Below are 14,508 nucleotides of genomic sequence, written 5' to 3'. Positions count from 1 at the left end.
ACCGTTTTTAGTGCTGTATCGCTAAAAGCGGGTCTTTATAGTTTCCAGTCATTGGAAAGTCAAACTGAACCGCCCGGATTTCCAAACATTGGAAAGTGAGCTTGCAAAAACCGTATAAGCCGATACCTTGGGTCGCCTTCGAAAGGATGTGTAACATCAGCAGAAAACCCGCCAGTTTAACCGCCTATTTCCGGCCGCTTCGTCTCGATATTGCGGGCACCATCCTCTTCGGCCTGCTCACCGTCGGATGCAGCCTGAGCATGCCCATCATTGTCCGCTGGATCATCGACGGACTGGAGGCGGACACCCTCACGAAGCCATTGCTGATCCGCTATTTCCTCTATTTTTTTGCGATTGGTTCCGTCTCCGTCGTTTTTTCCCGCTATCTGCGAAAAATCCCCATGCGCATGTCACATAAAGTGGAGTGCGCACTGCGCCACGATCTCTTCACCCACCTCACTGCTTTGGATCAGGAATTCTTCCGCTCCGAACGCACCGGCGACCTGATGACACGGCTATCGTCCGACATCAACATCATCCGCGATTCCATCGGACAGGGATTTCTCCAGGGCTCGCGCACCATCCTGATGGCCGTCATGGCCTCCGGAATCATGCTGACAACCGACCGGCAGCTCGCTCTCATCGTCATCGGCCTTTTCACTCCGCTCGTTTTCGCTTTTTTTGTGGTGCTGCGCAAAATGCGCGTATACCAGCAGGAACTGCAGGAACACGTCTCCGAGGTTTCGAACTATTCCCAGGAAACCTTTTCCGGCATCCGCTGCGTCAAAGGATTCGCCCTTGAAAAAAGGAGAAACACAGAATTTGAAGAACTGAATTCAGGCCTCATCACCAAAAACATGAAAGTGGCCACCACCCGCCACTTCCTCTTTTCGTTCATGGCCTTCGGATTCACCATCGGCACCATTCTCATTCTTATTTTCGGCGGAAAAAAGGTTATCAGCGGAGAACTGACCATCGGAGTCATCCAGCAGTTTATTTCCTATATCGCCATACTCCAGTGGCCGCTCCTCGCCGTCAGCTGGGTACTTTCCATGTTTGAACGCGGCCGGGTCAGCTGGAAACGCGTAAAGCAGATTCTCGACCGCGAACCCGGAATCCGAAATCCATCCGACGTTCCGGATCTTGAAAAAATTCCGGAACCGACCATTGTTTTCCAAAATCTGGATCTCGAAATTGACGGCCGGAAATTCCTTAAAAACATCAACCTCGAAATTCCGCGCGGTCAAACGCTGGGCATCACCGGCCCGACGGGAAGCGGAAAAACCCTGCTCACCTCCCTCGTTGCCCGCCTTTCCGACCCGACGCGCGGTGCCATCACCGTCGGCGGAACCGATATCCGTGAAATGCCGCTGCCCCGCCTGCGCGGCATGATCGGCTACGCCGCGCAGGAACCCGTACTCTTTTCCCGAACCCTGGAACACAACATCGGCTTCGGACTCGACGACCCCGATTTTCCAACCATTGGATGGGCGGCCGACATCGCTCACCTGCACGACGATGTTGAAGGCTTCCCCGAACAGTACCGGACCATGCTCGGCGAACGCGGAGTAACCCTTTCCGGCGGCCAGCGGCAACGCACCTCCATCAGCCGCGCCATTGCCCGCAAACCCGAAATCCTGATTCTCGACGATGTGCTCTCCGCTGTCGACACCCAGACCGAAGCCGCGATTATGTCCAAACTTCAGCCGGTCATGAACGAGCGCACCACGCTCTTTGTCAGTCACCGTATTTCCACCCTGCGCTATGCCGACACCATCATTGTTATTGAAGACGGTGAAATCACACAGCGCGGCACCCACGAAGAACTCATTGCACAACCCGGCTATTATGCCGAACTCAACACCATGCAGCAGCTGCAGGAAAAACTGGAGGAAGAGCGATGAATAAAACCCGCCGCTTCCTCGCCTACGCCAAACCCTATTCCGGATGGTTGATCCTGGCCTTTACCCTGATCATGGCCACCACCATCACCATCAACTATCTCCCGGTGCTGGTGCAGAAAATCATGGATGAAGTGCTTCGAGCCGACGGAGCCGATACCGGCGGGCGTTTTGCCCTGCTCATGAAATATGCAAAAATTTATGCCCTGCTCACCGCCTGCGGCTACGGTGTCCGCTATATACAAACCCTGCTCACCGCCTGGATCGGTCAACAAATTGTCTACGATCTGCGATTGGCCGTTTACCGCAAAGTGCTGCGGATGCATCAGGGCTATTTCGACAAAACGCCCGTCGGAACCCTGCTCACGCGCGTCACCTCCGACATCGAACGCCTCCAGCATTTTGTAACCGAAGGCGTCGTCGGATCTATCGCGGACCTTTTCATGATTTTCGGCATTATGGGCTACATGATCTGGTTCAGCCCGCGACTGTCCATTTCCATTTTTTCCACGTTGCCCTTCCTCTTCGGCATCATGTATTTCGTGAATGCCAAACTGCGTAATGCCAATCGGGATATCCGCGACCGACAGGCCCGGCTGAATGCACTGATCCAGGAGGATCTCACCGGCATGACCACCATTCAGCTCTTCAATCGCGAAGCCAGCACCATTGAAGATTTCGACGAACGAAACACCCACCTGCGGGCGGCGCACTTTGATGAAGTCCGTTGGTTCAGCCTCTATTTTCCAACAATGGAAACCGGGCAGATTGTGGCGCAGCTCATCACGCTGACCATCGGCGGCCTGGCTATTATGGGCAGTTCCGACGCCGTCACGCTCGGCACGCTGATTGCCTTTCTGGCCTATCTCAAAGGCTTCTTCCAGCCACTCGGTTCGCTGTCCGATAAAGCCGGCTCGTTCCAGGTCGCCATGGCCTCAATCGAACGGGTCTTTGACCTGCTCGATGAAAAAGAACAAATTACCGATCCGGAAAACCCGGAAAATCCGGAAAAGCTGGCCGGCGCCATTGCATTTAAAAACGTGTCCTTTGCCTATGTGGAAAACAACTGGGTCATCAAAAACCTGTCATTCGAAGTACAGCCCGGACAGGTCCTCGCCGTCGTCGGTGCCACCGGCGCAGGAAAAAGCACCATCATCAACCTGATCGGCCGTTTCTACGATGTGCAGCAGGGCGTCGTCACCATCAACGGTTCCGACATTCGCAACTTTTCCAAAAATGATCTACGAAAACGGCTCGGCTATGTATTTCAGGATCCCTTCATCTTCACCGGTTCCGTCGCAGATAATATCAGCCTGGGTCAGCCGGGCATCTCCCGCACCGATATCGAGCACGCCGCAAAAACGGTCAACGCCCACGGTTTCATCAGCGCCATGCCGAAAGGATACGATACCGTTCTGAATGAACGCGGTGCCGGTCTTTCACTCGGTCAGAAACAGCTGTTGGCCATGGCCCGTGCCCTGGCCCAGGATCCGGAACTGCTCTTCGTCCTGGACGAAGCCACCGCCAGCGTCGACACCGCCACCGAAATGCTGATTCAGGATGCCCTGAACAAACTCATGGCCAACCGTACCTCCATCGTAATCGCCCACCGCCTTTCCACCATCCGCAATGCCGACCGTATTCTCGTGATGCGCCACGGCGAACTGATCGACCAGGGCACACACGATGAACTTATGGCGAACGACGGCTATTACCGCCAGCTTTATGAGCTGCTGGAGCATGCCCCCGCCTGATTCAAAAATAACTTCAGTCTTGAAAAAATACTCAACCATCATAAAATATTTTTTCAATACAGGAGGATGACATGAAGGCAGTACTGGCATTCACATGCACTGCGGGGATGGTTATCTGCAGTTCCGCCGACCAGGCCGCGGATGAATTAAGAAAAGAATTCGAGGCCTACAGGATGCAGTCCGAAGCCCGTATCCGGACCCTGGAAAACATGACTGTCAGTCGGGACCAGGATCAGATTCATCAGGGTGACCAGCCGGACCGCACAACCAAAGATTTTGAATTCCACGGCTATTTTCGCGCCGGACTCGGCGTGAACGGAAACGGCGATGCCATGGAGGCCTTTCAGGCCCCGAATGCCGGTTCAAAATACCGCCTCGGCAACGAAGCCGAAACTTATATTGAAGCCACCTATCAGCAGAACTTCCGTACACAGGAACTGATTGAAAATAACATCGATATCTATACCAAACTGACCTTTGCCTACTTTACGCCGACGGTCGACAACAACAACTTCGACACCACCACCTCCCTGCGCGAAGCCTTCGCCGGTGCGCGCGGCGTCTGGGATACCAAAAAGGAGGCGCTTTTCTGGGCGGGTAATCGGTTCTATCAACACCTCGATATCCACATTACCGATTTCTTTTTTCGCGATATGGCCGGCTTCGGCGGCGGGATTGAAGATGTGGCCCTGGGCGACGAGATGAAATGGGCCGCTGCCTGGCTCGGCGGTTCCATCGACCAGCTCGACTCCAGCGGGACCGCATACACAAACGATTATCACTTCAATAAAAACACCCTCAACCTGCGGCTCTACGATATCCCCGTCGGCATCGGTAAACTGGAACTCATCGGAGACATCGCCGACTTCTCCGGCGACCGGTTGGAAACAGCGGGTGCAGACATCATTATCGAAAGTGGATTCGGCTGGGCACTGGGTGCGATTCTTCAAACCCCGCTTTCCGATAAAATCGCCAACCGGTTCACCATGCAGTACGGTGAAGGCGTGGCCGATAATTTCCGCGCCGTAATCACCGCCCCTCAGGGCCTCACCCTCGCACCGGGCGACACCTTTAAAACCGAAGATACCCGCCGGTTTCGGATGACGGATGACGTAGTCATTGATCACGGCAATCCGGTTTCCCTGCAGTGCATGGCACTCTACGAAAATTATGACAACGGGGTGACCGGACCGATGGACTGGATTTCGCTCGGAGCACGGCCGGTCTATCACTTTAATGAATACTGGTCGCTCGCTTTTGAAGCTGGCGCGGACTACACCAATCAGGACAACGGATCAGAAGGAGTGCTGGGAAAATTCACGTTGGCCCCGCAAATCCAGCCGTCGGCCGATTTTTTTGCCCGTCCGTCCATCCGTGCCTTCCTCACCTACGCCACCTGGTCGGACGGGTTTGAAGGGATGGTGGCTCCGACCGGCTACAGCGACGAAACGCACGGCATTTCCGCCGGCGTTCAGATGGAAGCCTGGTGGTAAATCCGGAACGGTCCGGAACTACATCTTCATTTTCTTGAAAACGAATTCCGGAATGCAACGGATGATCAGCATAATCCAGCGCCACATCCAGAGAATGTAGATCACATTCTTCTTTTTTTCCAATCCATGGAAAACCGCTTCCGCAATCTGTTCCGGACTGGCTGTCAGTGCCGCCGGAAGCTCCAGATTCTCTGTCATTTTCGTGCGTGCAAATCCCGGCTTCACCGTCATCACATGCACCCCTTTTTCAGATAGCCGGTTTCTCAGACCGGCCAGAAAAGCCGTAAGCCCCGCTTTGGCACTGCCGTAAATATAATTACTCTGCCGTCCGCGATCCCCCGCCACCGAACTGATGGCCGCGATGGCTCCATTGCCGCGCTGCCCGAAATCCTCGGCAATCACACTGAGCATCGTCGCCATACCCGTAAAATTGATATCAATCGTCCGCCGAATATCTTCAATATCATTTCGGACGTTTTCCTGATCGCTCATATAGCCGAAGCAGGCAATCACCGCATCGGGTTTCACCGACAGCGAATCATAGATTTTCCGATGGCTGGAAAAGTCCGCCGCATCAAATTTAAACGTCAGTACTTCCGATCCCGACCGCACTTTCAGATCACTCGCAATCGGTTCCAGAAGATCGACCTCCAGCGCCCCCAGCGTCAAGCTCCAGCCCTCCGCCGCATATTTCTTCGCAATCGCCTGCGCCATATCTGACGTCGCACCTAAAATTAAAACATTCTTCATTGCCCGTTCACCTATAAATTCAAACCACGAAATACACTAAATACACGAAACGTCAGTTTGCGATTTGTTCGATCTGCACTTTGGGATAATGGCCGAAATTCACCAGAAGTCCTAACCTGTATCCAGTTGCCTTTAAATAATTTTTAACCTGCGCTCGATGCTCATCTGAAAGATCCTTTACCGCTTTGATTTCAACAATGATTTTATCCATGCAAATAAAGTCATGAATATATAATTTTCTCAACAGCCGGCCCTTGTATTTCAACTTTAAAGGATACTGAGCAACAAACTCTATCCCCTGCATCTCCAATTCAATTTCCAGACCTTCCTGATAAACAACTTCAGGAAAACCGCATCCCTTTTTCTTTATACACCTCGAAAAGCACACCTCGTATCTGATAGGTCAGATCTTCATATATCAGTTCACTCATTTTTGCTTCTTCCGTGTATTCAGTGTATTGCGTGGTGATACATTTATTCTGTGATTCCGATCCGTTTGGACTGCAGCGATGCAAATCTCGTTCCGCCTTCGTTCAGCAGCGCAATCACCTGGCGGAACTCATCCGCATTGGGATAGGTTTTTTCAAACATTTCCGCATTCATGCGTGAATCTTTAGCCAGATAAAGCCGGCCGCCGTAATCGGCCACCATTGCATCAAGCTCTTTAAACAGACTCATCGCTTTTACCGAAATGGGGAAATCAAGCGCCAGCGTGTATCCGGCCATGGGAAATGACATAAAACTCTCCTGCTCGCCAAAGAGTTTGAGCACGGCAAGGAACGACCCGAGTCCACTGTCGGTAATCCGCTTCAGGATGGTTCGCATACCTTCGCGACCGGCGGCTTTGGGAATCACAAACTGGTATTGTGTAAATCCGCGTTTGCCGTAAATCCGGTTCCAGTCGGCAATCGCGTCGAGCGGATAAAAGAAGCTGTTGTAATCTACAACATGCTCATGTTTCCCGGGCCGCGTCTTGTTGTAATACGCAAAATTAAAAGCCTTCATACTCAACGGATTCAGCACAAAGTTCGGAAAACTCACCGGCACCCCCAGCTTGCTCCCCTGCTTAACCGACAACGGATAATCCCGATGGGCCTGATTCACCAGATCGGTGGTTGTGGCATGTTCGCCCCGCATCAGAACACTCCGCCCCATCGCATCGCCCTTGGCCAGACAATCGATCCAGGCCACGGAATAGGTCCAGTCATCCGACATTTCGAACCCGTCCATAATCTCTTCCAGATTCGCGGCACGGACTGTTTCCTCTTTGATATACGCCGTCTCGATTTTCCGCAGACAAAACGTGGCATTCAGAATAATTCCGCTCAGCCCCATGCCCCCGACGGTAACATTGAAAAAATCCGCATTCTCCGTCGGTGAACAGGTGATCAGCGATCCGTCGTTACGCATAATATCCATACGGAGAACATGCTGTCCGAACGATCCGTCCACATGATGGTTTTTTCCATGCACATCGGAAGCAATCGCACCGCCCACCGTAATCAGCTTCGTTCCCGGTGTCACCGGCAGAAACCAGCCGCGCGGCACAAAGACATCCAGAATTTCCGAAAGCAGCACTCCCGCCTGGCAACGCAGTTCCCCCGTCGTTTCATTGAAGGAAAGAAATTTATTGAACCGGCGCGTCAGCACAATCCGCTTTTGCAGCGAAGCATCCCCATAGGAACGCCCGTTGCCGAAAGCAATCACGTCACCCGGAAGTTCCAGCTGCTGTTTCAGCTGTTCCGTGCTATCAAAACCGTTCACCTCGGCCTCGATAACCGGATAATTCCCCCAATCAGAAATCTTTCGCATGGACACCTCATTCACGACTTGTTCAATGACCCGACACCATATACATATTTAAGCATGAAGACAGTAGAAATCATTTGCGGGAATTGCGGGGCCGACGCCCTGCTCACACGTGAACCCATCTATGAAGGGTTTAGCAAAATCGGGGAAAAACTCATCTGCTCGGCATGCGGTTTTGAGTTTCCCTCTGAAGCCGACGTACCGTTCAAACATAAAAAAACTGAACCTGCCATTTTCACCGATGCCGACCGCCCGGAAACCGTTAAAATTTTCGAAGAAGATGAAAACGCCGCGCTCTGCCGCTACTGTGCAAACTATATCGTAAATCCTTTCACGCAGTTCTGCTCCGTTCACAAAAAGGAAGTGGAGTCCACCGACACCTGCCCGCAGTTTGAAAAAGCACAGGCCAAAAAAGCCTCGGATGACCTGTTCTAGATCTCCGGGTTTTCCAATGTCTGGAAATCTTCGCCTTCCAGTTCCACCTTTTCAATCTTGGTAAACCGGCTGCTGATTTTTTTCGCCGACGTCTGCACCAGCCCCACATCCTTGTTGGCCTGATCGATATGTGTCGCCAGCTTATCCATACGATTTTGGAACCGCTCAAAATCCTTCGAAAGCGCCACAAGGTGTTCCTGGATAATATGCACCTGTTTGCGGGTGGCGGCGTCTTTCAGCACGGCACGCGAAGTCGTCAGCACCGCCATCATGGTCGTCGGCGATGTCAGCCAGACCCGTGCCCGCTGCGCCTCTTCCACGAGGTCCGGATAACGGGCATGAATTTCGGCAAAAATCGCCTCGGCCGGAATAAACATCATCGCACCGTCTGACGTCTCCCCGGGAATGATATATTTCGAGGAAATGTCTTTGATGTGTTTTCTGATATCCTGACGGAACTGCTGCTCCGCCGCCTTCCGATCCGCATCACCCAGATTGAAATCCACCATTTTCTGATAACTCTCCAGCGGGAACTTGGAATCGATGCAGATCGTCCCGGTCGGTTCCGGCAGAAACAGCACACAGTCGGCACGCACCCCGTTACTGAACGTATGCTGCAGCGAAAAACTGTTTTCCGGCATAATATTGGCAATCAGTGCATTCAGCTGCACCTCGCCGAATGCACCGCGTGACCGTTTATCGGAAAGCACTTCCTGCAGCGAAACCACATTCCCCGAAAGCTCCGCAATTTTCTCCTGCGCCTTATCAATCTCCACCAGACGTTTCAGCACATCCTCAAAAACTTTGCTCGTTTTCTCGAAGCCCTTATCGAGCCGCTCCTCCACTTTACCCGAAATTTCGCCCAGTCGCTTTTCATTGGTTTCGATCAGCTGCCTGACCCGCTCACCAAACTGGCGGCTGTTTTTTTCCAGCGATTCATCCACCCGCACACGAACCGATTCAACATCTTCACGGAGTTCCTTTTCCAGACCCCGGAAAATATACTCCAGCTTCTCAATCCGCTCCGCCCCCTGATCATTCTGAACACCGATCTGCCGGGCAAACTCATCAAGACGTGTATTCACCTTTGTCATTCCGGTGAGCTGCAGCATCAGCACTGTTCCGAGAACGACCAGAACCAGAATCAATAAAACCGTTGTAATCATCAAAACCCTCCAAAGACCGGAGCACTATGCAAAAACTTCCAATGCGTGGAAAGCGTTGAAAACATCCGCCCACCGGAATGCGGCATATGCCGGTTCATTCGGATGAACGAAAGGTTACTGTACCGTGCGCTTGCGATAGTGGAGAGAATCCCCTCGCTCGTTAAACCCGATGGTCTCCCCGATGCCTTTAATTCGCCCACTGAGGCATCCCCGGCACATCGATGAATTTTCATCGGTACAAGGCTTGTTATCGTAAAGCTGATATTTCGGCCGGAATTCCGTTTCCGTCAGATTCGGCATAATCACATTCGCCCCGCATTTCAGCCCCTGTTCGCGACCGGTGTACTCCAATGCCTGAAGCGCTGTGGCAGCCGCAATATTCACATCGCGCAGAACCAGCCGCGTCACAGCAATCATTTTCAGCCCCAGCTGCAGCGCCACCTTTTTTTCTTCGTCGGTATAAGCCGGAATTTCTTTTCCCATCGGCGTATCGGAATGCGGGATATACGGCCCCATGCCGATCATATCAATATCGATTTCTTTCAGAAAAAGGATGTCATCAGCCAGATCCTCCATGGTCTGACCCGGCATACCCATCATCACCCCGGTGCCTACCTGATATCCGGTACGGCGCAGTGCTTTCAGACACTCCTTACGCACGTCCATCGAATGATCCTCCGGATGTATTTTTGCATAAAGCTCCGGATTCGTAGTTTCAATCCGCAGCAGATAACGATGAGCACCCGCCTCTTTCCAGCGTTTGTACACCTCCTCCGTCTGCTCACCCAGCGAAAGCGTAATGCCCAAGGAACCGCCGGTCGCCTCCGCAATCCGTTTCACCACCCGCTCAATCATGGCAATGTATTCCTCGTCCTGCCGCTCGCCCGACTGAATCACGCAGGAGCCGTATTCCGCCTCATACGCCCACATCGCCTCTTTAAAGATCTCCTCTTCATCCATCAGAAACCGTTCGACATTCTGATTACTGCGGCGAATCCCGCAATAGAAGCAATCCTTGATGCAGATATTACTGCACTCGATCAATCCCCGGAAATAAGCGACCCGGCCCACCTCTTCCGCCTTTACCGCATAAGCCGTATCAAACAGCATCTGCATATGCTTCTGATCCGACACCGATAACAACGCCGTGATCTCCGCACGGGACAGATCGCCGGTCTTCCGGGCTTTTTCCAAAATCTCTTCCATCATCATTCCGTTAAAAATAGAGGTCCCGCGCACCTTCACGCACCTGCTGCATACGGTTTAGCAACTCGTCCTTCGCCTTGCTCTCCGGCATGGCTTCCAGTTCCCGGTCAATCTGCTTCAGCCCCGCGGCGAGGGTTTCACCCGACGCATAGTCGTTCAGATACTCCAGAAACGTAAGCACCGCGTTCGGCGTGCAGAAACGCTTCACAAATCCGGGAATAGCAAATTCCATAAAATGCTCTCCGGTGCGCCCCTTGCGGTAGCACCCCGTGCAGAACGAAGGAACAAATCCGGCTTCGCACAGTTCGCGGATGATTTCATCCAGGCTGCGATTGTCGCCCAGCAGGAACTGGCTCTTCTTAAACGCCTCCGGATCCTTCTGGGAATACGACCCCACGCCGATGCTTGAGCCGCCGTCGATCTGGCTCACGCCAAATCCCAGCATTTCATTGCGCAGTTCCGTCGATTCGCGGCACGTCAGAATCAGCCCCGTGTACGGCACTGCCAGTCGCAGAATCGCCACCAGCCGTTTAAAATCAAAATCCGACACCGCATGTTTTTTTGTCAGCGCCTCAATATCCGTCCCGATCGCCGGCTCCAGCCGCGGAAATGAAATCGTATGCGGACCGACATTAAATTTTTTTTCGAGATGAATGGTATGATACAGCAAGGCCATCGTTTCAAACCGCCAGTCATACAGTCCCAGCAGCGCACCGATCCCCAGATCATCAATGCCCGCCTCCATTGCCCGGTCCAGACCGTGCAGCCGCCAGAGAAAATCCGATTTCGGTCCACCCTTATGAACCTGCTTATAGGTTTCACGATGATACGTTTCCTGAAAAATCTGATAGGTCCCGATGCCGGCGGATTTCACCGTTTTAAATCCGTCCACATCCAGCGGCGCCGCATTAATATTCACCCGCCGGATTTCGCCGGGGCCTTTTTTTACCGCATAGACTTCCTTCACCGTATCGTGAATATACTGCGCATCATATTTCGGGTGTTCACCGTAAACCATAATCAGACGTTTATGACCGAGATCCTCCAGCGCCTCGACCTCCGCCACCAGCTCCTCGCTCAGAAGCGTTTTCCGGTGCACCTCGGTATTGTCCGCCCGGAAACCGCAATAGGCACAACGGTTCACACATTCGTTCCCCACATACAGAGGAGCGAAAAGTACAATACGATTGCCGTAAATCCGGCGCTTCAGCTCACGCGCCCCCTCGAAAATCTCCTCCACCAGCTCCGGAGAATCCGCATTGATCAGCGTTGCCATCTCCTCCGGATCCAGCCGGTTTTTATCCAACGATTTCCGGATAATTTCCCGAACCCGTTCCGCATCCGGATGCTTTGTTTTTTCCAACCATTGGAAAATCTCGTCATCGGGGATAAAGCTCTTCAGCCCTTCGGTATCAATCTTCGGTAATCCACTCATTTCGTCACCTCATCATAAGCCGCCAACGCCGCCGGAAACGGGGACAGCACGCGTCTCAAAACGCCCTGCGTCTGCGCAATACACAGGCCGTAATTTGTAATCGGCACTCCGGCCGCCTCGCACTTTTCAATGCGACTCAAAACCTCTCGGCGATTCTGCATGCATCCGCCGCACTGCACCGCCAGTTTATATTCCGACAGGTTATCGGGAAAATCGTGCCCGGCATACACATCAACCTCCAGGTCGATGCCCACATACTGACGCAGCCACCGCGGAATCTTCACCCGCCCGATATCATCCTCCAGCGCATGATGCGAACACGACTCCGCAATCAGCACCTTATCGCCCGGTTCCAACCGGTCAATCGCCGCCGCGCCCATCGCAAATTTTCGAAGATCGCCCTTCAGCCGCGCAAACAGAATTGAAAACGTCGTGCACGGAATTTCCGGCGGCGTATCCGCCACCATTTTCAGCACCATCTGCGAATCGCAGATCGCCACATCCGGTTTCCGGTTCAGCATCGAAAGCATATGCGCATATTCCCGCTCTTTGCAGACCAGCGTCGCCGCATCATGATCCAGCGCATCGCGGATCGTCGAAACCTGCGGCAGGATCAGCCGCCCCTTCGGTGCCTGCAGATCAATCGGAACAATCAGCATCGCCAGCCCGCCCGGTTTCACCAGATCACCGATCAGCGGCGGCGGCGTCAGAAATTCATCGGGGCAGACATTGATCAGTTCCGCTTTCAACGCCGCCAAAACAGAATCGCGGGAACTGAAATCGCATGAATTACACTGTACGGGCGACATGCAAGTCGCCCCAACAGGAAACAGGTCCACCTTATTTGCGATATGGACAACCGGGATTTCTTTTTCCTCCGCCTTCTTAATGACGGACGTTTCAAATGCGGTAATTTCGGACCCTTCGTGCAGCAGCAGAATCACATCCGCCCGGTCAAACACCCGCCCGGTTCGGTCAATCCGTTTTTCCCCAAGCGCCGTCGCATCATCAATCCCCGCCGTATCCAGAAAAACCACCGGACCGATCGGCAGCAGCTCCATCGGCTTTTCCACCACATCCGTCGTCGTACCCGCCTGCTCCGAAACAATCGAAACATCCTGCCCCGCAATCAGATTCAGGAACGATGATTTGCCCACGTTCGTTCGTCCGAACAACGCGATGTGCAACCTTAAACTTTTAGGTGTTTTCTGCATTATCGGTGCCCCAGTGCCATCAGATTCTGCGGCGAGAGTGTTTTTTCCACGACCTCTTCACCCAGTTCTTCCGTTAGATAATTTTTAAAATCGCTCCGATCGGTCTTCTTGAATTTCTCAACCAGCTCCGTCGCTTTTTCGTATCCAATGGTTGGAAGAAAAGCGGTCACAATTTCGACCGATGCATTAAAGTGCCGCTCACATGCCGCTTCGTCGGCCTCGATCCCTTCCGCATGCTGCGAGAGCATAGTGCAGGCATCGCCCAGCAGCTCCATCGATTCCAGCAGGGCCGACGCGAGCAACGGCATAAATTCATTAATCTGCAGCGACCCGCGCGATGCACATTCCGTAATGATCAAATCATTCGCCTGCACTTTGATGCCGACCTGCATCACGCTTTCGAGAATCACCGGATTCACTTTGCCCGGCATGATCGACGATCCCGCCTGCACCGCCGGAAGTATGATTTTTCCGGTCATATGCAACAGCCGAAGATCGCCGCAGATTTTCAGCAGATTCGCTGCACAGGCCTTCATAATCCCCGAAACTTCAACAAATGCATCCGCATTCGCCGTCTGATCCACCAGGTTTTCACCCCGGCTGATTCCGAGTCCGGAAATTTCGCGCAGTTTATCGGTAACCAGAAAAATATAATCACGCGGTGCCGTCAGACCGGTGCCGACTGCAGTCCCGCCGAGATTCACTACCCGCAGCCGTTCCTCACACTTAAACGTACGCCAGCGGTCGCGTGCAAACGCTTCGGCAAAAGCGCCGAACTCCGCACCGAGCGTCAGCGGAACCGCATCCATCAGCTCGGTTTTTCCAAGGGTTGGAATATGGGCAAATTTATTTTCCAACCGTTGGAAAACGCCCTGCAGTTTTTCAATCTTTTCGGCGAGATCGCGCAGTCCGTAAATCGCCGCAACTTTTACGGCGGTCGGATACACATCATTTGTCGACTGATGCAGATTCACCTCTTCAATAGGATGAACGTTTGCCTGGTGTGCAATCACCTCATTGATGAACATATTGGTGCTCGTTCCCGCCCCGCCCTGTAAAGCAGGCAATGGACATTCCGGACGATCCATAATCTGTTCACAGGCATAAATGACCGCATCCGCTTTTTCAGGAGATAAACAGCCGAGATCTTTGTTCGCCAGCGCACAGGCTTTTTTGACCAGCGCCAGCGCGGCGATCAGAGATACCGGAACGGCAGGCCCAGCCATTGGAAAATTTTCCAGTGCGCGTGCGGTATGGATCCCCCACGGCGCATCCGCCGGGATTTCTTTCGTTCCTAATAAATCATGCCCTTTTCTTGTACTCATCGCTGACCGGAACCTATCGA

Annotated in this window: 12 protein-coding genes; 4 read left to right on the top strand and 8 right to left on the bottom strand. The window is 53.0% G+C overall.

Annotated features, from left to right (window positions below):
* Nucleotides 1-95: 95 nt before the first annotated feature.
* From P9H32_RS17020 to P9H32_RS17010, 3 genes are all read left to right on the top strand, one after another.
* A complete protein-coding gene (locus P9H32_RS17020) occupies nt 96-1,904 on the top strand; it encodes an ABC transporter ATP-binding protein (RefSeq protein WP_322610123.1) in 1,809 nt (602 codons plus the stop codon).
* A complete protein-coding gene (locus tag P9H32_RS17015; RefSeq protein WP_322610122.1) occupies nt 1,901-3,655 on the top strand; it encodes an ABC transporter ATP-binding protein in 1,755 nt (584 codons plus the stop codon). The genes P9H32_RS17020 and P9H32_RS17015 overlap by 4 nt, the downstream gene beginning before the upstream one ends.
* 71 nt (nt 3,656-3,726) lie before the next feature.
* A complete protein-coding gene (locus tag P9H32_RS17010) occupies nt 3,727-5,148 on the top strand; it encodes a maltoporin (RefSeq protein ID WP_322610121.1) in 1,422 nt (473 codons plus the stop codon).
* 18 nt (nt 5,149-5,166) lie between these two features.
* Here P9H32_RS17010 and P9H32_RS17005 read toward each other — a convergent pair whose 3' ends face one another.
* From P9H32_RS17005 to P9H32_RS16995, 3 genes are all read right to left on the bottom strand, one after another.
* Nucleotides 5,167-5,898 carry an SDR family oxidoreductase gene (locus P9H32_RS17005; protein ID WP_322610120.1) on the bottom strand — a complete coding sequence of 244 codons (732 nt, stop codon included), beginning with the start codon at nt 5,896-5,898 and terminating at the stop codon, nt 5,167-5,169.
* A gap of 52 nt (nt 5,899-5,950) precedes the next feature.
* Nucleotides 5,951-6,220 (bottom strand): GxxExxY protein, encoded by a 270-nt coding sequence (locus tag P9H32_RS17000; protein ID WP_322610333.1) that lies wholly within the window; start codon nt 6,218-6,220, stop codon nt 5,951-5,953.
* A 152-nt stretch (nt 6,221-6,372) separates the two neighbouring features.
* Nucleotides 6,373-7,710: an FAD-binding oxidoreductase gene (locus P9H32_RS16995; protein ID WP_322610119.1), complete on the bottom strand. Its 1,338-nt coding sequence runs from the start codon at nt 7,708-7,710 to the stop codon at nt 6,373-6,375.
* Nucleotides 7,711-7,764: 54 nt separating this feature from the next.
* Here P9H32_RS16995 and P9H32_RS16990 point away from each other — a divergent pair, with 54 nt between their 5' ends.
* Nucleotides 7,765-8,142, top strand: coding sequence for a hypothetical protein (locus P9H32_RS16990; protein WP_322610118.1), 378 nt, complete (start codon nt 7,765-7,767; stop codon nt 8,140-8,142).
* Here the strand turns inward: P9H32_RS16990 and P9H32_RS16985 are convergent.
* The 5 genes from P9H32_RS16985 to P9H32_RS16965 all read right to left on the bottom strand — a co-directional run bounded on the left by P9H32_RS16985 (nt 8,139) and on the right by P9H32_RS16965 (nt 14,488).
* Nucleotides 8,139-9,308 carry a DNA recombination protein RmuC gene (locus tag P9H32_RS16985; protein ID WP_322610117.1) on the bottom strand — a complete coding sequence of 390 codons (1,170 nt, stop codon included), beginning with the start codon at nt 9,306-9,308 and terminating at the stop codon, nt 8,139-8,141. The two genes, P9H32_RS16990 and P9H32_RS16985, sit on opposite strands and share 4 nt — an antisense overlap.
* Nucleotides 9,309-9,422: 114 nt before the next feature.
* Nucleotides 9,423-10,520, bottom strand: coding sequence for a [FeFe] hydrogenase H-cluster radical SAM maturase HydE (gene hydE / locus P9H32_RS16980; protein WP_348534510.1), 1,098 nt, complete (start codon nt 10,518-10,520; stop codon nt 9,423-9,425).
* A gap of 4 nt (nt 10,521-10,524) precedes the next feature.
* On the bottom strand, nt 10,525-11,949 hold the full coding sequence (gene hydG, locus P9H32_RS16975; protein ID WP_322610115.1) for a [FeFe] hydrogenase H-cluster radical SAM maturase HydG: 1,425 nt from the start codon (nt 11,947-11,949) through the stop codon (nt 10,525-10,527).
* Nucleotides 11,946-13,163, bottom strand: coding sequence for a [FeFe] hydrogenase H-cluster maturation GTPase HydF (gene hydF / locus P9H32_RS16970; RefSeq protein WP_322610114.1), 1,218 nt, complete (start codon nt 13,161-13,163; stop codon nt 11,946-11,948). Before hydF ends, hydG begins: the two co-directional genes overlap by 4 nt.
* Complete coding sequence (locus P9H32_RS16965; RefSeq protein ID WP_322610113.1) at nt 13,163-14,488, bottom strand: aspartate ammonia-lyase; 1,326 nt, start codon at nt 14,486-14,488, stop codon at nt 13,163-13,165. The genes hydF and P9H32_RS16965 overlap by 1 nt, the downstream gene beginning before the upstream one ends.
* Between the last annotated feature and the right edge of the window lie 20 nt (nt 14,489-14,508).

It is taken from the genome of Pontiella agarivorans, from assembly GCF_034531395.1.
Lineage (GTDB): Bacteria > Verrucomicrobiota > Kiritimatiellia > Kiritimatiellales > Pontiellaceae > Pontiella > Pontiella agarivorans.
This window is presented reverse-complemented; position numbering and strand designations above follow the sequence as displayed.